Raw genomic sequence first — 20,247 nt, 5'->3', positions numbered from 1 at the left:
ATATTATCTAAGATAAGCTCGCTTAATATTCAAAAGTTTATTTCTTACCATTATAAGTGAACCTTTTGAGGGTATGTTTATAAATTTATCTCAATAAAAAATAATATTTCCATCCAAAATGGGAGAAAATCTATGTATATCTGGTTATCAGAGCAAATAGGTGTATTTGCTGCAAACATAACGATAAGCTTTTTGCTTTTTATAATAACAATCGCAGCTATTACCGTAATTATCGTGTTTTTACGTCGCTTAAGTACGGGAAGATACAGCATTAATAGAAAAAAAAGTCTATCACGATTAGCATTATGTGAAGTAATTTCTATAGATCGGGCACGCCGCCTTGTTTTAGTCCGTTGCGATAATAAAGAACATTTGCTCCTTATTGGCGGATTAACAGATGTGGTTGTAGAATCTGATATTACTGGTACATCAAAAATACAAAAAAGAGAAACACACACACATCTAAATTCCGCCCTTCCAGAAAGAAACGATATATCGGATAAAAGTCCCTCTCCTTTTACGAATCAAGCGGTAAAAGATTCAGCCATCACCGCCGAAATTGAGGGGCGGCAAGAACCATCTTTATTCATTCCTACCCCTCAAAAATAAAATATACAATTTTATCACCACGAATTTCGTTTGTTTATCATCTCAATAACCTTAATCATCGCGATAAACTCTTTCACGTCGTTCATGACGTTCTTGCGCTTCCAATGACAAAACGGCTATCGGCCGAGCCTCAAGACGCTTTATACTAATGGGTTCGCCGGTTTCTTCACAAAAACCGTATGTCCCATTATCAATGCGCTCTAAAGCAGCATCTATTTTTGAAATAAGTTTCCTCTGACGATCACGAGCACGTAATTCGATTGTACGATCAGTTTCACAAGAAGCCCGATCAGTCAAATCGGGCTGACCAACATTCTCTTCCTGCAAATTTTCCAAAGTCTCACGAGCTTCTTTTAATATATCATTCTTCCAAGAAACCAATTTAGCACGAAAATACGCCTTTTGCCGCTCATTCATAAAAGGCTCATCTTCACTAGGGCGATATTGACCATCAATCTCTTCGCTCATGCAATAAAAAACCTCCACATATGCTATGTGCGGTCTATATATTGTGCAATACCCATCAACACAAGAGTAAAATGTTTTTTCATAACAATCGACGAATATATCTAAATGCACTGTTTAGGTTTGATCGCTTTTTTATGTAGATTGAATTCTTGATCAAATCTCATCCAAAATCATTTTTCTCGCTTATTGAAAAACTTTAAAAAGAAGGAAATCAGATATCAGAGCCATCCCTCCCCTACTCTCTACATTGTTTAAAATCTAAATGAAGCAACAATAAATCATTTCATCAATGCAAAAAAATAAAATCTTTATAAAGGCAAAGTGTGATATTCACGTTTCAAATACATCAAAGCATCTTTTTCTTTATTACAGTTGATTGCAACAACCTCACCAATCAAAACACAATGGGTTGCGTGTTCGTGCCAACAAATCAAACGACAATCAAACGACGCTAGAGCGTCTGAAAGACTAGGCGCCCCCGTTTGCAAAGCTCCCCATTGAGCAACATCAAAACGCTCATTTTGTGTAGAATTGCAACGCCTCGAAAAAACATCCGCTAATGAGCGATGTTTTCCTGCCAAGCTATTAACACAAAAATTTCCATTCTCCATAAACACCTGATTCTTTAAATTATGGCGCATGAGACAAACAAGAAGGGTTGGAGGATTATCAGATAAAGAACAACACGCCGAAACAGTCACCCCGCGTCTTCCCTTAATACCATTTGTTGTCACAATATGCACAGCTCCTGCAAAAAGACTCATGGCATCTCGATATTCTTGGGAAGAAACCGCAATAGTATGTTTATGTTGAAGTTCAGGCATCAAATATGTTTTATGATTCGACATATCTTTCACTTATAAAGCTTTAAAATTTCAAGCGATCTTTCCATAAAAAGACCTATAATACATATTTTTTCTTTTCCGTCATAACACAAAAAATATTTGTGTATACACAGCGATATGATAAAAACTGCCAATCTAAGGAGATTTTAATGCCCCATGCACATCTCATTTCGCCTTCTCTCTTGGCTTCTGATTTTTCTAAACTTGGACAAGAAATGTTAGATGTTGTTGATGCTGGTGCAGATTGGCTTCATCTTGATATTATGGATGGGCACTTTGTTCCTAACATCACCTTTGGTCCTGAAATCGTCAAAGCTCTGCGCCCATTAACAAAAGCAATATTTGATGTCCACCTGATGATCGCACCAGTAGACCCTTATTTAGAAGCTTTTGCAAAAGCAGGTTCAGATATTATAACTATTCATGCTGAAGCAGGTCCACATCTTCATCGTTCATTACAAACAATCAAAAAAATGGGGAAAAAAGCAGGAATCGCACTCAATCCAAGCACCCCTGAACATATCCTTGAATATTTGCTTGATCAATTAGATCTCATTCTCATCATGACGGTCAATCCCGGTTTTGGTGGACAAAGTTTTATTCCAGAAATAAAAGATAAAATTAAGCGCGTTAAAAGCATGATTGCAAACCGCCCTATTGATCTTGAAGTTGATGGTGGTATCACCGTTGATACAATTGGGATAGCTGCAAAAGCTGGTGCAAATGTATTTGTCGCAGGCTCTGCAATTTATAAAGATGGAAATAAAGAGCTTTACAAAACACGTATTAATGCATTGCGGCAAGCCGCAATCCTCTCACAACAAGGAAAAAAATGATGATCGCACGTTATTCCCGCCCTGCAATGGTAACAATTTGGTCTCCTGAAACAAAATATCGTATTTGGTTTGAAATTGAAGCCCATGCCTGTGATGCCCTTGCTCAATTAGGGATTATTCCGAAAGAAGCCGCCAAAGTCATTTGGGAAAAAGGGGCAGCAGCTAAATTTGATATCAATCGCATTGATGAAATTGAAGCAATTAGCAAACATGATGTTATCGCATTTCTAACCCACCTAGCTGAATTCATTGGACCAGAAGCACGTTTTATCCACCAAGGCATGACATCATCTGATGTTCTCGATACAACGCTGAACATTCAATTGATGCGTGCGAGTGATATTTTGCTAGAGGATATAGACCAACTTCTTGAAGCATTAAAAAGACGGGCTTTTGAGCATAAAGAGACAATCACCATTGGGCGGAGTCATGGCATTCATGCCGAACCGACAACATTTGGAATCAAGTTTGCTCTTGCATACGCTGAATTTTCCCGTTGTCGCAAACGTCTTCTTGCCGCACGAGAAGAAATTTCTACTTGCGCGATTTCAGGAGCTGTAGGAACTTTTGCAAATATCGATCCACGCGTTGAAGCACATGTAGCAAAAGCCTTGAGGATGCGTGCTGAACCGGTTTCCACCCAAGTAATACCAAGAGATCGTCATGCTATGTTTTTTGCAACACTTGGTGTTATTGCTTCCTCTATTGAAAGGCTAGCAATAGAAATACGCCATTTACAACGAACAGAAGTTCTTGAAGCAGAGGAACATTTCTCACCTGGGCAAAAAGGTTCATCGGCAATGCCTCATAAACGTAATCCAATTTTAACAGAAAATTTAACTGGATTAGCCCGTATGGTACGTGCATTTGCACTCCCAGCCATGGAAAATGTAGCTCTTTGGCATGAACGTGATATTTCCCATTCATCTGTTGAGCGTTATATTGCTCCAGATGCGACTATTACACTTGATTTTGCTCTTTCTCGCCTCACATCTGTCATTGAAAATCTCATTGTCTATCCAGAAAATATGCAAAAAAATCTCAATAAATTCCGCGGTCTTGTTCACTCACAACGGGTTCTTTTAGCACTCACACAAGCAGGGATTAGTCGTGAAGATTCTTATCGGATTGTACAACGAAATGCGATGAAAGTTTGGGAACAAGGAAAAGATTTTTTAGAAGAACTCCTCAACGATAAAGATGTTACCAAAGCTTTAAGTGAAGAAGAGCTTCGCGAAAAATTTGATCTTTCTTACCACACCAAACATATCAATACGATTTTTAAACGTGTTTTTGAAGAACAATAAAGCGACATAGAAAACCAAAATCCATTCCACCTATGATCAAAAATCTGTTGTAACAAAGAAAACAATTCATGAAAGCAAATCAACTCGATATTCTTATTGTTCCTGGCTACAAAGGATCTGGTCCAGATCATTGGCAAACACGCTGGGAAAAAAAATTGTCGACAGCCCGCCGCATTGAACAACTCCATTGGTCAAAGCCTGTTTGTGAAGAGTGGGTTAACAAAGTTAAAACCGCCATCGCAAAAGCTCAAAGACCTGTTATGCTTATTGCTCATTCATTAGGAGTTCCCAGTGTTATTCATGCAACTGTACACAATACAGAAAAAATTTGTGGCGCTTTCTTTGTTGCCCCTCCAGATGTCGCCAATGAAAAAATACGTCCCAAACATTTAATGACATTTGGCCCCTATCATCGCCAAAAGCTTCCTTTTCCTTCTATTGTCATAGCCAGTCGCAACGATGAGTTTTGTCAATTTTCAGTAGCAGAAAAAATTGCCAATGATTGGGGATCACTCTTTGTTGATGCTGGGTATTCTGGCCATATTAACGCAGAATCCGGACACGGACCTTGGCCTGAAGGGCTTATGGTCCTCTCTCACTTTCTTGCAAAAATTTGATCCAAAAGAGGTGATCTTCTTTCTCATCGCTTATGTATCTTCACCTTTGGATAAACGTGTAATGATAAAAATTATAAAAGTATCATAGCAATATCATTGAGAAATTCTATCAATTAGGATAGTATCATTTATCAATGTTATTAAAAACCTCTCAAGATAAATAGAGAATCATGATGAATCGTCGCCACCGTATTTATGAAGGCAAGGCTAAAATTTTATATGAAGGACCTGAACCAGGGACTTATATTCAATTTTTTAAAGATGATGCAACTGCCTTTAATGCAAAAAAACATGAAATTATCGACGGAAAGGGGGTTTTAAACAACCGAATTTCGGAACATATTTTTAGCCATCTTGGACGTTTGGGCATCCCAACACATTTTATCAAACGTATAAACATGCGCGAACAGCTTATTAAAGCGGTGGAAATCATTCCGTTGGAAGTTGTTGTTCGCAATGTTGCTGCCGGCTCTCTTGCTAAGCGTTTAGGACTGGAAGAAGGAACCCCGCTTCCGCAATCCATCATTGAATTCTACTATAAAAATGATTCTCTCGATGATCCTATGGTAACGGAAGAACATATCACAGCTTTTGGGTGGGCTGTCCCACAAGAGATAGAAGATATCATGCAACTTTCAATTCGTATTAATGATTTTCTTTCTGGGCTTTTTGCCGGTGTTAACATCCAATTAATTGATTTTAAAATGGAATTTGGTCGCCTGTGGGAAGATGAAACAATGCGCATTGTTCTTGCTGATGAAATCTCTCCTGATTCTGCACGACTATGGGATATGCACACACAAGAAAAAATGGATAAAGACCGTTTTCGTCGTGATATGGGAGGGCTTATTAATGCCTATCAAGAAGTTGCCAAACGTCTTGGTATTATAAATGAAAACGAACCAACACGACCAAGTGGTCCCGTTCTCGTAAAGTAAAAACAAGGTAAAAAACATCACCTTATACAAACACCCCTCTTCAAAGGAGAGGTTCTTTTAAAAAGCAGGAAGCAAAAAATGAAAGCACGCATTACAGTTACTTTAAGAGAAAGCGTTCTTGATCCACAAGGAGAAGCGATTGTCGGTGCTTTAAAAAGTTTGGCTTTCGAAGGCATTCAATCTATTCGTCAAGGAAAGGTTTTTGATATTGTTCTTGATGATCTACCTTCTGAAACTGCAAAGAAAAAACTTGAACAAATGTGTGAAGAGTTACTCGCAAATACTGTCATTGAAAATTATACAATCGAACTTCTGTAAGTGAAACGCTCATGAAAACTGCCATCATTCAACTTCCTGGATTAAATCGTGATCGAGATATGATTGCAGCATTACATCATATAACGGGAGTTGAGCCACTAAAAATTTGGCAAACAGAAACAACAATTCCAGATGTAGATGTTATTATTATTCCTGGTGGTTTTTCCTATGGCGACTACTTAAGATGTGGTGCAATTGGAGCGCGAACTCCCGTCTTAAAAGCCATTCGTGAAAAAGCACAAGAAGGTACGACAATAATAGGTATCTGTAATGGATTTCAAATTTTGTTGGAAGCAGGATTATTACCCGGTACTTTAATGCGTAACGCTTCTTTAAAATTTGTTTGTCGTGAAATCAAACTTGAAGTCGTTAACGCCAAGACAAAATTTTCTCGATATTATTCTAAAGGACAAATTATTCGTTGTCCTGTTGCCCATCATGACGGAAATTATTTTGTTGATAGTGAAACATTGAAACAAATGGAAGACAATGAACAAATTGTTTTTCGCTATGCAGAAAATACAAACCCGAACGGCTCAATGAAAGATATTGCTGGTATTGTTAATAAAGTTGGTAATATTCTTGGTATGATGCCCCATCCTGAAAACTTTATTGAACCCGCCCACGGAGGTACTGACGGTCGTTTACTTTTTCAAAGTGCTTTAGAGTTAGTAAATGGATAATGCTGCAAAAGTACTCGCGCTCCATAATTTAAAAAAACAAGGATTTATACCATTTCTCGCATCATAAATCTATAAACAAAGCTCTTCACAAACAACAATGGATATTATTTTCTAAACACATAATTATTTAAGACCATTTTTAGTCTTAAATCCCACCAAACAAACGGACAAAATCTTTAGCTTACTGTCTATAAATATTTTTATTATTAAACAACATTATTGTTTATAATATAAGCTGCTAGGTAAAAAAATAAAAATACTAAATTTCGATTAATTTGACGGATAAATACTCATGAAGCCTTGCAATAACATCACTATTACACCAGAACTCATTGCACAACACGGGCTAAAAGAAGATGAATATCAACGTATCCTGACGTTAATCGGTAGAGAACCCACATTTACTGAACTAGGAATTTTTTCTGCAATGTGGAACGAGCATTGTTCCTATAAATCATCTAAAAAATGGCTAAAAACTCTTCCGACAGAAGGAAAATGTGTCATCCAAGGACCTGGTGAAAATGCTGGTGTTGTTGATATTGGCGAAGGACAATGTGTTGTTTTCAAAATGGAAAGCCATAACCACCCTTCTTATATTGAACCTTATCAAGGTGCAGCGACAGGTGTTGGTGGTATTTTACGTGATGTCTTTACAATGGGAGCCCGTCCTGTTGCTGCTATAAATGCATTGCGATTTGGTGCTCCTGATCACCCACGAACACGCCATCTTGTTTCTGGTGTTGTTTCTGGAATAGGTGGTTACAGCAATTCTTTTGGTGTTCCAACGGTTGGTGGAGAAGTAAATTTTGATGAGCGTTATAATGGCAATATCCTTGTTAACGCTTTTGTCGCCGGTATTGCAAAGACAGACGCCCTTTTTTATTCTAAAGCACAAGGCATCGGACTCCCTGTTGTTTACCTTGGTGCAAAAACAGGACGTGATGGTGTCGGTGGGGCAACAATGGCCTCTGCTGAATTTGATGATTCAATCAGTGAAAAACGCCCAACTGTTCAAGTAGGTGATCCTTTTACAGAAAAATGTCTTCTTGAAGCATGTTTAGAGCTCATGGAACTTGGAGCCGTAGTTGCTATTCAAGATATGGGGGCAGCAGGACTTACCTCTTCTGCCGTTGAAATGGGTGCAAAAGGAAATCTAGGGATACAGCTTAATCTCGATACAGTTCCTGTTCGAGAAGAAAACATGACAGCCTATGAAATGATGCTTTCTGAAAGTCAAGAGCGCATGCTCATGGTTCTTAAACCAGAACTAGAAAAGCAAGCAGAAGCAATTTTTCATAAGTGGGGGCTGCATTTTTCTATCATTGGGAAAACAACCGATGATTTACGTTTTCGTGTATCTCATCAAGGGGAAGAAGTTGTCAATCTTCCCATCAAAGAGCTTGGTGATGAAGCGCCTGTTTATGATCGTCCTTGGAGTGAGCCGGCAAAAAAAACATCCTTGAAAGCAGAAGACGTCAAAAAAGTTGAAAATCTTGGTGATGCGCTTCTGAGCTTATTGAATTCTGCTGATCAAAGTTCTCGGCGATGGGTTTATGAACAATATGATACTCTTATCCAAGGAAATAGCCTTGTTTGTCCAGGAGGTGATGCAGGCGTTATCCGTTTAGGAAACAACAGCAAACGTGCTCTTGCTTTTTCTTCTGATGTAACACCTCGCTATTGTGAAGCAGACCCTTATGAAGGAGGAAAACAAGCTGTCGCAGAATGCTGGCGAAACATTAGTACGACAGGTGCAACACCACTGGCTGCTACAGATAATCTCAATTTTGGTAACCCTGAAAAACCTGAAATTATGGGACAGCTGGTTTTTGCTATTAAAGGTATAGGAGAAGCTTGTAGAATCCTCGATTTTCCTATCGTTTCAGGCAATGTTTCTCTTTACAACGAAACAAATGGGGATGCCATTCTTCCAACCCCCACAATTGCTGGTGTAGGTCTTCTTAATGATTGGTCTAAAATGGTAACAATAAGTGGTATGCAAAATGGAGATATTCTTGTTTTAGTAGGAAATTGCGGCTCCCATTTAGGACAATCAATCTATGCACGTAACATTTTAAATATTGATGCAGGTGCCCCCCCCCCTGTAGATTTACAACTTGAAAAAAAGCATGGTCAATTTATTCGAGATGTCATACATCGTGGTTTTGTTCATGCTGCTCATGACATTTCTGACGGAGGATTAGCGATAGCACTTGCTGAAATGGTGATTAAAGCAGGTAAAGGAATCAAAGTAAAATTAAGCAATAAATCACCCCATCATGCAGAACTTTTTGGAGAAGACCAAGGACGTTATCTTTTAGCCGTCAAACCTCACTCTCTTAATAGTCTTAAAGAGCTCGCACAAATAAGTGCAGTTTCTTTAACAGAGCTAGGTCAAGTTGCAGGTGATGCACTTGATATAGATGGAATACTAAAACTTTCTATAGACAAACTCACAAAAGCCTATGAAAACTGGTTTCCACAATTTATGGGTGAAGAGTAAAAATTGTTTTTCTCTTAAACAGCCTTTATAAAAAAATGAACAACATAGGAGAATAATGATGGCAATGAGTGCCCATGCAATTGAAACGCTTATTCGTGAAGGCATTCCTGATGCTACTGTAACAATTCGTGATCTTGCTGGAGATGGGGAACATTATGCTGCAGAAGTTATTTCTGAAAGTTTTCGTGGTAAAACCCGTGTTCAACAACATAAAATGGTCTATGATGCCCTTAAAGGCAATATGGGAAATGACCTTCACGCCTTAATGTTGCAAACAAATATCCCAAAATAATCTAAAATTTCTTCTTGCATTCACTCATTTAATACGATTAAAAACAGTATGAATATAAATTACACACTTATAAAAATCTGAAATATCGAGGGATAAAAATGACCACTGTTCATGATTTTATTGACAACGAGATTAAAACAAACGACGTCATTTTATTCATGAAAGGAACACCTGATGCTCCGCAATGCGGGTTTTCAGGACAAGTTGTTCAAATCCTTGACTATTTAGGATTGAATTATAAAGGAATTAATATCTTAACTTCTAACGAATTGCGTCAAGGAATTAAAGATTACTCAAATTGGCCAACAATTCCACAGCTGTATATCAAGGGTGAATTTGTCGGAGGCTGTGATATTGTTAAAGAGATGTTTCAAAACAATGAGTTACAGGAACTTTTGAAAGAAAAAAATATTCCCTGTAATCAATCATAGGTATCTTTCATTTTATTCAGACTCTTAAAAAGAGCTGTTTTCAGACGAAATTTCTATTTCAAGGATGCCATATGTCATATTCAGTCGATGAACAAACGCATAGTGATGCGATTAGAAAAAAAATTGGCTATAAAGAATTTGTTATTCTTATTGCTTCGCTCATGGCTATTAACGCTATAGCTGTTGATATTATGCTGCCAGCTATGCCTAATATTTTAGATGGTTTAAATGTTCTCAATGAAAATGATCAACATTATATCATTTCGAGTTATCTTATTAGCTATGGTATTGCTCAAATATTTTTCGGTCCAATAAGCGATAGGTATGGACGACGTAAACTTATTCTTATTGGTCTTGCTTTTTATTCATTTACGGCGATTGGCTGTGCCTTTGTAACTGATTTTTCTCTCTTACTTATTTTGCGTATCTTACAAGGTATTGGAGGAGCTGCTATGCGGGTTCTTACAGTTTCCGTCGTACGTGATCTTTACAGTGGTCGAAAAATGGCAGAAGTTATGTCTATTGTTATGATGGTTTTTCTTGTTGCACCAATGGTTGGTCCCGCAACAGGACAGATCATTTTACAGCTCGGACATTGGCAATATATTTTTATTTTCATGGCAATGATTGGTTTCGGGTTGATGATTTGGATTCAATTCCGCTTGCCGGAAACTCTTTATGCGCAACGCTCTCTTTCCTTTTCTTCAGTCAAACATAATTTATGGATTGTAATAACCAATCGCACAACACTTTGCTATACACTAGCAACTTCGATTATTTTAGGCTGTATCTTTACCGCCGTTAATACATCACAACAAACGTATGAAGGGATCTATAATCTAGGACTTTGGTTCCCTATTGCCTTTGCAGTTGGTGCTGCATTTCAGGCTTTCTCATCATTCATGAACTCTCAACTCGTTGGACGCCTTGGAATGCGGCGTATTGCTCATACTATGCTTTTGCTCTTTTGTATCACTTCATGTGTATGGTTTATTGGCTCTATCTTAACAGATGGTATCCTTCCTTTTGCTTTTTACATGCTGTTATTCTGTATATTGATGTTTGCCTGCGGTGGCATTATGGCCAATTTCAATACACTCTCTCTCGAATCTGTGGGAGAAATTGCTGGAACAGCTTCTTCTGTATCCGGCTTTCTTCAAACATCTATCGGTGCAGGACTCAGCTTTTTTATTGCCCAACAATTTGATGAAACAACCATCCCAAACTCAGCAGGATTTTTCTTTCTGAGTCTCACTGCCATACTTCTCGTCTTATGGGCTGAACGTGGTCATCTTTTTAGGCAATATCATAGTAATCCTAACGAATAAATATTACTACGAAAGATTAATAACATCTCTCTTGAACAATAAGAAGATAAACCTATCAGACAAAATAAAACATCTCCAAATAGAACACTCTTGTGTTAAACATTCACATTGTTTGTTTAAAGGTACAACTCTCGAAATATCAAATCATTTCACGACAGCACCTATAAATGCTGTAATGTTAAAAAACAGTTTTGATTGATTTAACCTGAACAAGATCGAAATAGAAAAAACTTACGCTTTAGGTTTTTCGTTCAATATAAAAATAATAAATTATCTTTATAAATTAATATCTTACACAATCATAAAACCATAGGGAACTTTCCCGTGTATAAAATACATTTAATTGATAAATTTTCCTGATTTTGGAAATCCTCTTGGAACCAAACGCCCGACGCCCGCACGCATTCCCATCCATTCAATGAGATCATCAGCTTGACGGTTAAAGATTCGTTCAGCTGTATCTTGCCAACTTAAGCCTTCTGATAAATTAAAAGTCTTGGCATCAACAACAACACCTTCTTTATAACGCTGTAAACGAACACCCTTACCGCGATTCATTTCTGGTATTTGTTCAATAGAAAAAATAAGCATTTTACGGTTTTCACCGACTACAGCAACATGATCACCATTTACCGGAACACAAAGCTTTACCTTATCAGGAGCTTTCACATTCATCACTTGCTTTCCTTTTCGTGTATTGGCGATCACTTCTGCAGAAGAAACAATAAAACCATTACCGTGAGATGAAACCAAAAGCAATTTTTCCTCGGCGTGATGCACAAAAGCTGTGAGAACATCGTGCTCATCATCCATATCAACTAAGAGACGAATAGGTTCACCATGTCCCCGCCCTCCAGGTAAATTATTTGCACCAATAGCAAAAAACTTCCCCCCCGTACTGATCAGCACAATCTTGTCGGTCGTAAATGCTGGAAAGGCTAACTTTAAACTGTCTCCTTCTTTAAAAGAAAGTGCTTTATAATCGGTCAAATGTCCCTTCAAAGCGCGCATCCACCCCTTTTCAGAAATAACAATAGTAATCGGTTCTTTTTCGATCATTGCTTGTTGAATATCATCAAGATCATGTCTTGGTGCCTCTTCAAACGTCGTACGTCTTTTCCCCAAGAGTGTTTCAGGACCAAAAGTGTTTCGAACTTTTTTGATTTCTTCTGAAATTATTTTCCACTGTTTTATAGGAGAAGCTAACAAATTCTTTAGCTTTTCTTTTTCAGCTTTCAAACTTTCAAATTCTTTACGAATTTCAAATTCCTCAAGCTTACGCAAAGAACGCAAGCGCATATTAAGAATAGCTTCAGCTTGATTTTCTGTTAATTCAAACCGATTAATCAGCTTCTTTTTCGGTTCATCATCTTCACGAATAATCTGAATGACCTCATCGAGATTTAAATAGGCAATCAGATATCCATGAAGAATTTCCAATCGGCTATCAATTTGATCCAGCCGATAATGAGAGCGACGAATAAGCACTTCCTGACGATGTTCAAGCCATTGCTTCAAACTTTCTCGCAAAGAAAGGACATTAGGTATTTTTCCCAAAGACAAAACATTCAGATTAAGGGGAAATCTTACTTCAAAGTCAGTCAATTTAAAAAGAGACTCCATGAGGAGCTCCGGATCAACCGACCGATTTTTAGGAACCAGCACGATTCTGATATCTTCTGCTGATTCATCTTGGATATCCTCAAGCATTGGCAATCGGCGTGCAAGCAATAACTCTGCTGTTTTTTCAATAAGACGTGACTTTTGAATCTGATAGGGAATTTCAGTCACAACAATCACATAAGAACCACGGCTACCAGGCTCCTGATGCCAACGTGAACGCAAGCGAAAAAATCCACGCCCAACACGATAGGATTCCTCAATACTTTTTTTAGGTTCAACTAAAATTCCCCCCGTCGGAAAATCAGGACCAAGAACAAATTGATTTAATTCCTCATCATTTACATCGGGATGCGCAATCAAATGGAGTGCTGCATCACAAAGCTCAGCAACATTATGGGGGGGAATAGATGTTGCCATACCAACAGCAATACCAGAAGAACCATTTGCTAAAAGATTAGGGAAAGCTCCTGGTAAAACAACAGGCTCTTCATCTTCCTCATTATAGGTTAAACGAAAATCAATAGCATTCTCATTAATTCCTTCAAGTAACAATGCAGCCACTTCAGTCATACGTGCTTCCGTATAACGCATGGCAGCAGCATTATCACCATCAATATTACCAAAATTGCCTTGCCCATCAACTAACGGATAACGAACAGCAAAACTTTGAGCCAAGCGCACCAAGGCATCATAAATAGACGCATCCCCATGAGGATGAAATTTTCCCATGACATCACCAACAATCCGCGCACATTTCGCATAAGACTGTCCAGGATTTAGTTTGAGAAGACGCATCGCATGAACAATCCGCCGGTGGACCGGCTTCAATCCATCACGTACATCAGGCAATGCACGGTGTGTAATCGTAGAAAGTGCATAAGCCAAATAACGTTCCTGTAAAGCAGAACGTAATTCTATTGGTTCAATATGTTCTTTATCAAAAGGTAAATTCATTTTATCAGACATAGTATTAAAACAACAATTCCCACAATAATAAGAAATTATTTTATAGGATTTATTTAATGAAATCTTCTATGAGTCGGCTTTTTTATTAAAAGTCAATTACATAAAAACAAACGCTGCAATTAGAACATGAATAGAAAATTATATCAATTTGAAAAATTTATACATATCCTTCCCCCTTGCCCTAAGTAATTTATTGAAAGCTTTGTCAAATCCGACGATAATTTAACTGCCCACAAAGAGTTATTTCATCTTTTCTGGAATGACAAAAGCAGCTTTCAAACATCATCTTTTATTATACAGATAAATTGTATAACAATCCCCTTCAGTTTTTCTATGAAAAACTAAAAAAATGTTCAAAGCTTATGAAATTTAAGCTTTTCAGAGTAAGTCGATAGAATGGAAAATCACATTATTCTCATAAAAACGAAGAGACACAATTCTCTGCTACAACGTTGTAAAAACTTCAATAAAAAAATAAATAATGTATTGACATGTAAAGATAATTTATTTTTTTTCAAATAAAATGAGACTCCCGAATATTATAGAATTCTTTCATTTCTAATTTATTCATGATCAAGCAATCATAATTATTTTCTCACCTATCACAAGGAGAAGAGTCTCTATAGAAACAAGCAATAAAAATGCCTCGTAAAAAATTAAACAATAGCGTTTTGCCTATCTAAATTTTACAAACAGTACACACACACCGATGCTCTTGAGAGGCATCAAAACTTCACTCTACGTAGAAAAGATGAAAACAATCCATTATCAACTTTATGAGCTATTTTTGTGAGTAGGAGCCATGCGGATTCCTAAATCACGTAATTGTGTAGGAGAAACATCAGACGGAGCACTCATCAAAAGATCAAGCGCCTGTTGATTCATAGGAAATAAAGCAACTTCACGCAAATTTTTAACACCTTGCAACAGCATAATGATGCGGTCAATTCCCGCAGCCATACCACCATGTGGCGGAGCCCCATAATGGAATGCACGATAAAGACCACCGAAACGATCTTTCACAACTTCCTTAGAAAGTCCTACAAGTTCAAAAACTTTAAGCATCATTTCTGGTAAGTGATTACGAATTCCACCTGATGCAATTTCATAACCATTGCAAACAAGATCATATTGAAAGGCTTTAATAGTAAGAGGATCTTGACAGGCAAGAGCATTTTCTCCCCCTTGAGGCATGGAAAAAGGATTATGTCCAAAATCAATCTTTTTTTCATCTTCATTCCATTCAAAAAATGGAAAATCAACAATCCACGCCAAAGAGAAACTATCTCTATCAAGAAGATCTAATTCTTCCCCTACCCTTGTGCGTGCTGCTCCGGCAAAAGATGAAAACTTTTTTGGATCGCCAGCTACAAAAAAACAGGCGTCCCCACTTTCAAGTCCAAGCTGTATACGGATTGCTTCAGTCCTCTGTTCACCAATATTTTTGGCGATAGGCCCTGCTCCTTCAAATTTTCCTTCTTCTTCACGCCAGAAAATATAGCCGAGCCCTGGTTGCCCCTCGCCTTGTGCCCATACATTCATACGATCACAAAAAGCACGACTTCCACCCGTTTTAGCTGGAATAGCCCACACTTGTGCATTCTCATCATTCGCTAAAATTTGAGCAAAGACTTTGAAACCAGAATTATAAAAATGCTGAGAAACATCTTCCATAATGATCGGATTACGCAGATCAGGCTTATCAGAACCATATTTTCGCATTGCTTCATCATAGGAAATGCGAGGAAAGCTTTGTGTCACAGTCTTTCCATCTGCAAATTCTTCAAAAATAGAACGCATAATAGGTTCCATAGTTGCTAAAACATCTTCTTGCTCAACAAAACTCATTTCAACATCTAATTGATAAAATTCACCAGGAAGACGGTCGGCCCTTGGATCTTCATCTCTAAAACATGGAGCAATCTGAAAATAACGATCAAAACCTGACATCATCAACAACTGTTTATATTGCTGTGGCGCTTGCGGTAACGCATAAAATTTTCCCTGATGAACACGACTTGGAACCAAAAAATCACGTGCGCCTTCCGGCGATGAAGCTGTCAAAAGTGGCGTCGTAAATTCCGTAAAACCATTATTTTGCATAGCTCGTCTCATAGCCGCAATAATTTCAGTCCGACGCATGATATTTTTGTGCATAGTCTCCCGACGCAAATCAAGAAAACGATATTTTAATCGAATATCTTCTGGATAATCAGGCTCACCAAAAACCGGTAAAGGAAGCTCATCAGATTTTGAAAGAATTTCTACCTCTTGTGCAAAAATTTCAATCTCACCTGTTGGAAGCGTTGCATTAATAACTTCATCAGAACGAGCACATACCTCCCCATCCACACGAATAACCCATTCAGAACGCACTTTTTCAATAACTTTAAAAGCTGGTGAAGCAGGGTCAGCAACAATTTGTGTGATTCCAAAATGATCACGTAAATCCACAAAAAGAATCCCTCCATGATCACGAACACGATGAACCCACCCCGAAAGACGAACTTGTGTTCCTACATCACATCTACGAAGAGCCGCACAATGATGACTGCGATAACGGTGCATGTTTTTTGCCTTTGATTATAATATTCACATGCGCTACAAACGCTTTTTAATAACCATTTGTCAAGATATGAGAATAAAAACTCAGAAATAAAGTCAATAAAGCACAAATTTAATTTATCGAATTATAATAAAATGATGAATCTTATTACACAAACAACAGATCTTGAAATTGCACTTAACGCTCTACGTACCTCTGATTTTGTAACAGTCGATACTGAGTTTATTCGCGAAACAACTTTTTGGCCTCAACTGTGTTTAATCCAGCTCGCATCACCAGATGTCACAGTTTTGATTGATCCCATAGCACCAAATATTGATTTACAACCTTTTTTTGACCTTATGATCGATAAAAAAGTTGTAAAAGTTTTTCATGCTGCGCGCCAAGATATTGAAACAATTTATCATCTTGGAGGTGTTATTCCTTCCCCTCTCTTTGATACGCAAATAGCAGGATCAATTTGTGGATTTGGTGATTCTATCTCCTATGATCAAATTGTACAACGCTGCACGGGGCATCATCTTGATAAATCCTCCCGCTTTACAGACTGGAGTTACCGCCCTTTGTCTGAAAAACAACTGCTCTATGCACTTGCCGATGTAACTTACTTAAGAGATGTTTACCTGTTATTGAAAAAAAGGTTAGAAAAAAATCAACGTGCTCACTGGATGAACGATGAAATAACAATCCTTTTAAATCCTAAAACCTATGATATGCCAGAAGATGAAGCATGGAAAAAAGTGAAAGGAAAAATTAAAAAGCCACGTGAACTTGCTGTATTACAAAAGATAGCAGCTTGGCGGGAACGTGAAGCACGAAAATACAATATGCCACGTCGTCATATCATAAAAGATGAATGTCTTATAGAAATAGCAACCCAACAACCAAAAGATGAATCTGCATTAAAACGGTTGCGCAGTCTTAATAAGAATTGGGATAAACTCTCAATTGCTCAATCATTAATCAAAGCTGTCCACGAAGGATTAGAGGTAGATCTTTCTACTTTACCCCCCATTCCTAAACATAATCCACTCAATGATACGACAGCCGCTGTTATCGATCTGCTCAAAGTGTTATTAAAAATTGTTGCAAATGAAAACAGCATTGCCCCTAAAATTATTGCAACATCTAATGATTTAGAAAAAATTGCCAATGGAGGAATAAAGAAAAATATTCCCGCTATGAATGGCTGGCGCTATGAAATATTTGGACAAAAAGCCGAACAACTGCTAAAGGGCCAGATAGGGTTTTACTGTAACGATGGAAAAATAAACACAAAACAGCTTTAATTTACATTTTCATTTTGAAAAATCCATTATATGCTACTCATTATCTACATCAATTGGTATACCCTATAGGCCAACGGAAATAGGATAAATAAAGCCTACTTCTGACAAAGTTAAAAAATTAAATAGTAAACTCTTATTAAAATGATAGCTAAATCTTTATCAGGTCAATCAAATAGCAATCCCATTAAAAATAATCTAAAAAAACAAACAGCTCCTTATTTAAAAGTTTTGAAAAGAAAAAGTTCTGATATAAAAGCACATTCATTACAAAAATAGCAGCCTAGAAATAGGAACAAACAAAGATATAATGTCTCACGTCACCATATCATATTAAAAAACTACCGAGATTGCAATCTAACAATCAAAAACAAGCCAGCATAACAACTAAAATACCTAACAAAAGCAATATATTGATTTCTAACGATAATCTAGCGTTATTTATATTGAATTAGACCTCCGAATATCGTAAGATTCTCTCATTTCATCTCAATAAGACTCATAAAGTTTCACATAAGAAATTATATGATAAAGCGCTGCTTTTTATAAAATAAACACCTTTCAAAGGATTCAAAAATCATGGTTAATAAATAGTTATGATTTATTTCTATTTTTTATATTGAAAGGATTTTATAATGACTGAAATGATATTCTTTTGACAGACCGTAAAAGTGCAAAACTGTTTCATATGAGTATTTCAACATTCCAGCGTCATGTAACCAATGGATCTCTCCCAAAATCTTTAAAACTTGTTTTTTATCGCGTTGGTTACAATCGAATCTTATCAAGATAATCGAGCAAGCTAAACAGAAACATTATAACGACGCAGCATAAAAAGAAAACCTTTTCACGTAAAAATGGACAAAACTTTTCATTTTCACATGAAGCTTATGAAGTGAAAAATCCATCCTGTGACGCAAATAACAGAATAAAAAATTATGTTTTCTTTTATGAATGCTCAGGCATTAACAAATGCTTTGCGTGGTGTCTAGCATGGGCGCGTTATGGAACAAGTCCTATTGTCCAGCTCATGATGATAGGCTACCTAGTTTATCCCTCGTCAATAGCCCTATATTATAAGACATAAAACACGAATAAATTAGGAAAAAAATCAAAAAATTTCAAAAGCGAGAGGTTGTTTTATTATTTTTGATAACTTCTGTAATCGTCCAAAAGGACGTTCTCCTAATAATCCAGCGTAATTCTTTGGGATCTGCAGGATAATATGATCTGCTTTTCTATGCCACAATAAATGAGGTAAAATTCCTGCAACAGAAGCACTGAAAAGATGAGCAATACGCATAGTTTCGCCAAGAATACGTGCTTTTTTAATTATATTTTGAGTTGCTAATTGAAAAATGGGAAGAGATTCTTTATCAACCAATAAACTCGTATTGCGAAAAAAAACAGCAAGCGCCGCGTAAAGGCGCCCTTCATGAGAAATTCCTGGATAAGATCCTAAAGCTATTTGATTTGCTGCTTCATTACCTCGATAATCTGGATGTATACGCCAACCAATATCCGCAAGAAGACAAGCGGCTTGACGATAACGGCATTCATTTTCCGTTTCTGAAATTCCAAAAACTTCAAAAGCATTCGTCGTAAAATCAATGAGTTCTTCTGCTTGTTTTGGTGAACGTGCCCGTAAAATAGCCATTTCTGTGCATGCTGCAATGAGAGGATCTGAAAGTCGAATCGCCTGCGGCAATCGTGAATAAAGAAAACCTTCACGAACGCCAGCACCAGAAAAGATTATCTTTTCAAACTCCATACACTGAATGAGTTCAATAAGAACTATTGCTCCATAAGATAAAAGTTTTCGACGGTTCTGAGAAACCGCTGCAATCCCTCTCATATTATCAATATTGCCACGTGCTACAAGACGTAAAAAGTTCTCCATTTCAACAGCATCAACTTCATAGCCATGCATAACAGGAAGCCGATAGTGTTTCATTGCCATATGGAGTTTTGCCAAATTACGCCATGTCCCCCCTACTGCATAAAAATAACGTGCTATACCTTTACGAGTACGAACAACAGACGATTTATAAAATTGCTCATGTACAATTTTTGTAGCTACAGCACTATCATTATTTGACATATACTGTAGCCTTAAACCACCCAATGGGAGCGTTATCCCTTCACCAACATCAGAATGATCAATATCAATCAGCTCAAGACTTCCACCACCAAGATCCCCAGAAATACCTTTTGGTTGATAAAAAGTAGACACAACTCCATATGCTGAATACATAGCTTCTTCACTTCCTGAAAGAAGATATATTTTATTTTGCAAAATATCTTCAGCATGCTGAATAAATGCTACGCCATTCTGTGCATCTCGTGCTGCTGCTGTTGCTAAAGTATAGACCTCATCTGCCCCAATCTGTCGACAAAGCGTACGAAACCGTTTCAGTGTTTGCAACGCCATTTTCATCGATTTTTCTTCTAAAAATCCTGTTTTCGCCACACCATGACCGAGACCACAAAGAATCTTTTCATTAAATAAAACTGTTGGTGATCGAACAAGCCCCTCATAAATAACCAACCGAACAGAATTTGAGCCAATGTCAATAACAGCAACAGGCTTACGCCCTTTTAACCGACCTTGAGCATCTCTATATGTCATTG

17 protein-coding genes and 1 pseudogene are annotated in these 20,247 nt (G+C 37.4%); 13 read left to right on the top strand and 5 right to left on the bottom strand.

What is annotated here, in order from left to right; all coding sequences use genetic code 11:
• Positions 1 to 132 precede the first annotated feature (132 nt).
• Positions 133 to 609: a hypothetical protein gene (locus ACFIK2_RS03740; RefSeq protein ID WP_375617793.1), complete on the top strand. Its 477-nt coding sequence runs from the start codon at positions 133 to 135 to the stop codon at positions 607 to 609.
• 51 nt (positions 610 to 660) lie between these two features.
• Here the strand turns inward: ACFIK2_RS03740 and dksA are convergent, their stop codons facing one another.
• Together dksA and ACFIK2_RS03730 are read right to left on the bottom strand one after the other, a co-directional pair.
• Positions 661 to 1,077 (bottom strand): RNA polymerase-binding protein DksA, encoded by a 417-nt coding sequence (dksA, locus tag ACFIK2_RS03735; RefSeq protein ID WP_015856486.1) that lies wholly within the window; start codon positions 1,075 to 1,077, stop codon positions 661 to 663.
• Between the two features lie 308 nt (positions 1,078 to 1,385).
• The gene (locus tag ACFIK2_RS03730) at positions 1,386 to 1,925 is read right to left on the bottom strand and encodes a flavin reductase (protein ID WP_375606632.1); all 540 of its coding nucleotides are present in this window, start codon (positions 1,923 to 1,925) and stop codon (positions 1,386 to 1,388) included.
• 146 nt (positions 1,926 to 2,071) lie between these two features.
• On the opposite strand from ACFIK2_RS03730, the gene rpe reads away from it, so the two are divergent.
• The 10 genes from rpe (at position 2,072) to ACFIK2_RS03680 (ending at position 11,175) form a co-directional block, all read left to right on the top strand.
• Positions 2,072 to 2,758: a ribulose-phosphate 3-epimerase gene (gene rpe, locus ACFIK2_RS03725; RefSeq protein WP_375633165.1), complete on the top strand. Its 687-nt coding sequence runs from the start codon at positions 2,072 to 2,074 to the stop codon at positions 2,756 to 2,758.
• Positions 2,758 to 4,065, top strand: coding sequence for an adenylosuccinate lyase (gene purB / locus ACFIK2_RS03720; RefSeq protein ID WP_375676892.1), 1,308 nt, complete (start codon positions 2,758 to 2,760; stop codon positions 4,063 to 4,065). Before rpe ends, purB begins: the two co-directional genes overlap by 1 nt.
• 68 nt (positions 4,066 to 4,133) lie before the next feature.
• A complete protein-coding gene (locus tag ACFIK2_RS03715; protein ID WP_375634476.1) occupies positions 4,134 to 4,682 on the top strand; it encodes an RBBP9/YdeN family alpha/beta hydrolase in 549 nt (182 codons plus the stop codon).
• Between the two features lie 173 nt (positions 4,683 to 4,855).
• Positions 4,856 to 5,620, top strand: a complete 765-nt coding sequence (gene purC, locus ACFIK2_RS03710) for a phosphoribosylaminoimidazolesuccinocarboxamide synthase (protein ID WP_375634487.1) — start codon at positions 4,856 to 4,858, stop codon at positions 5,618 to 5,620.
• A 78-nt stretch (positions 5,621 to 5,698) separates the two neighbouring features.
• Positions 5,699 to 5,938: a phosphoribosylformylglycinamidine synthase subunit PurS gene (gene purS / locus ACFIK2_RS03705; RefSeq protein ID WP_375611546.1), complete on the top strand. Its 240-nt coding sequence runs from the start codon at positions 5,699 to 5,701 to the stop codon at positions 5,936 to 5,938.
• Between the two features lie 11 nt (positions 5,939 to 5,949).
• Entirely contained in the window at positions 5,950 to 6,621 is a 672-nt protein-coding gene (gene purQ, locus ACFIK2_RS03700; RefSeq protein WP_375633167.1) for a phosphoribosylformylglycinamidine synthase subunit PurQ, read from the top strand.
• A 292-nt stretch (positions 6,622 to 6,913) separates the two neighbouring features.
• Positions 6,914 to 9,124, top strand: coding sequence for a phosphoribosylformylglycinamidine synthase subunit PurL (gene purL / locus ACFIK2_RS03695; RefSeq protein WP_375634475.1), 2,211 nt, complete (start codon positions 6,914 to 6,916; stop codon positions 9,122 to 9,124).
• A gap of 58 nt (positions 9,125 to 9,182) precedes the next feature.
• Positions 9,183 to 9,416 carry a BolA/IbaG family iron-sulfur metabolism protein gene (locus tag ACFIK2_RS03690; RefSeq protein WP_005773427.1) on the top strand — a complete coding sequence of 78 codons (234 nt, stop codon included), beginning with the start codon at positions 9,183 to 9,185 and terminating at the stop codon, positions 9,414 to 9,416.
• 98 nt (positions 9,417 to 9,514) lie between these two features.
• Entirely contained in the window at positions 9,515 to 9,847 is a 333-nt protein-coding gene (grxD, locus tag ACFIK2_RS03685) for a Grx4 family monothiol glutaredoxin (RefSeq protein ID WP_015856495.1), read from the top strand.
• Positions 9,848 to 9,918: 71 nt separating this feature from the next.
• Positions 9,919 to 11,175, top strand: coding sequence for a multidrug effflux MFS transporter (locus tag ACFIK2_RS03680; RefSeq protein ID WP_375634474.1), 1,257 nt, complete (start codon positions 9,919 to 9,921; stop codon positions 11,173 to 11,175).
• Between the two features lie 339 nt (positions 11,176 to 11,514).
• Here the strand turns inward: ACFIK2_RS03680 and parC are convergent, their stop codons facing one another.
• The gene (parC, locus tag ACFIK2_RS03675; RefSeq protein WP_375642978.1) at positions 11,515 to 13,764 is read right to left on the bottom strand and encodes a DNA topoisomerase IV subunit A; all 2,250 of its coding nucleotides are present in this window, start codon (positions 13,762 to 13,764) and stop codon (positions 11,515 to 11,517) included.
• Positions 13,765 to 14,538: 774 nt separating this feature from the next.
• Positions 14,539 to 16,332, bottom strand: coding sequence for an aspartate--tRNA ligase (gene aspS / locus ACFIK2_RS03670; protein ID WP_375613090.1), 1,794 nt, complete (start codon positions 16,330 to 16,332; stop codon positions 14,539 to 14,541).
• 132 nt (positions 16,333 to 16,464) lie between these two features.
• Between aspS and rnd the strand changes: the two genes are divergently transcribed.
• Complete coding sequence (rnd, locus tag ACFIK2_RS03665; RefSeq protein ID WP_375617784.1) at positions 16,465 to 17,619, top strand: ribonuclease D; 1,155 nt, start codon at positions 16,465 to 16,467, stop codon at positions 17,617 to 17,619.
• 646 nt (positions 17,620 to 18,265) lie between these two features.
• Positions 18,266 to 18,450 (top strand): annotated as a pseudogene (locus ACFIK2_RS03660) (DNA-binding protein).
• Positions 18,451 to 18,727: 277 nt separating this feature from the next.
• Here the strand turns inward: ACFIK2_RS03660 and ppx are convergent.
• Positions 18,728 to 20,245, bottom strand: coding sequence for an exopolyphosphatase (gene ppx, locus ACFIK2_RS03655; protein WP_375633174.1), 1,518 nt, complete (start codon positions 20,243 to 20,245; stop codon positions 18,728 to 18,730).
• Between the last annotated feature and the right edge of the window lie 2 nt (positions 20,246 to 20,247).

It is taken from the genome of Bartonella sp. AP88XZML, assembly GCF_042195565.1.
Classification (GTDB): domain Bacteria; phylum Pseudomonadota; class Alphaproteobacteria; order Rhizobiales; family Rhizobiaceae; genus Bartonella.
This window is presented reverse-complemented; position numbering and strand designations above follow the sequence as displayed.

Excerpts from the sequence above, each read along its gene's own strand:
- ACFIK2_RS03680 (WP_375634474.1), top strand. The coding sequence starts at position 9,919 with ATGTCATATTCAGTCGATGAACAAACGCATAGTGATGCGATTAGAAAA.
- aspS (WP_375613090.1), bottom strand. The coding sequence starts at position 16,332 with ATGCACCGTTATCGCAGTCATCATTGTGCGGCTCTTCGTAGATGTGAT.
- dksA (WP_015856486.1), bottom strand. The coding sequence starts at position 1,077 with ATGAGCGAAGAGATTGATGGTCAATATCGCCCTAGTGAAGATGAGCCT.
- parC (WP_375642978.1), bottom strand. The coding sequence starts at position 13,764 with ATGTCTGATAAAATGAATTTACCTTTTGATAAAGAACATATTGAACCA.
- grxD (WP_015856495.1), top strand. The coding sequence starts at position 9,515 with ATGACCACTGTTCATGATTTTATTGACAACGAGATTAAAACAAACGAC.
- purC (WP_375634487.1), top strand. The coding sequence starts at position 4,856 with ATGAATCGTCGCCACCGTATTTATGAAGGCAAGGCTAAAATTTTATAT.
- ACFIK2_RS03730 (WP_375606632.1), bottom strand. The coding sequence starts at position 1,925 with ATGTCGAATCATAAAACATATTTGATGCCTGAACTTCAACATAAACAT.
- purS (WP_375611546.1), top strand. The coding sequence starts at position 5,699 with ATGAAAGCACGCATTACAGTTACTTTAAGAGAAAGCGTTCTTGATCCA.
- ppx (WP_375633174.1), bottom strand. The coding sequence starts at position 20,245 with ATGACATATAGAGATGCTCAAGGTCGGTTAAAAGGGCGTAAGCCTGTT.
- ACFIK2_RS03740 (WP_375617793.1), top strand. The coding sequence starts at position 133 with ATGTATATCTGGTTATCAGAGCAAATAGGTGTATTTGCTGCAAACATA.
- ACFIK2_RS03690 (WP_005773427.1), top strand. The coding sequence starts at position 9,183 with ATGGCAATGAGTGCCCATGCAATTGAAACGCTTATTCGTGAAGGCATT.
- rnd (WP_375617784.1), top strand. The coding sequence starts at position 16,465 with ATGATGAATCTTATTACACAAACAACAGATCTTGAAATTGCACTTAAC.
- purB (WP_375676892.1), top strand. The coding sequence starts at position 2,758 with ATGATCGCACGTTATTCCCGCCCTGCAATGGTAACAATTTGGTCTCCT.
- purQ (WP_375633167.1), top strand. The coding sequence starts at position 5,950 with ATGAAAACTGCCATCATTCAACTTCCTGGATTAAATCGTGATCGAGAT.
- purL (WP_375634475.1), top strand. The coding sequence starts at position 6,914 with ATGAAGCCTTGCAATAACATCACTATTACACCAGAACTCATTGCACAA.
- ACFIK2_RS03715 (WP_375634476.1), top strand. The coding sequence starts at position 4,134 with ATGAAAGCAAATCAACTCGATATTCTTATTGTTCCTGGCTACAAAGGA.
- rpe (WP_375633165.1), top strand. The coding sequence starts at position 2,072 with ATGCCCCATGCACATCTCATTTCGCCTTCTCTCTTGGCTTCTGATTTT.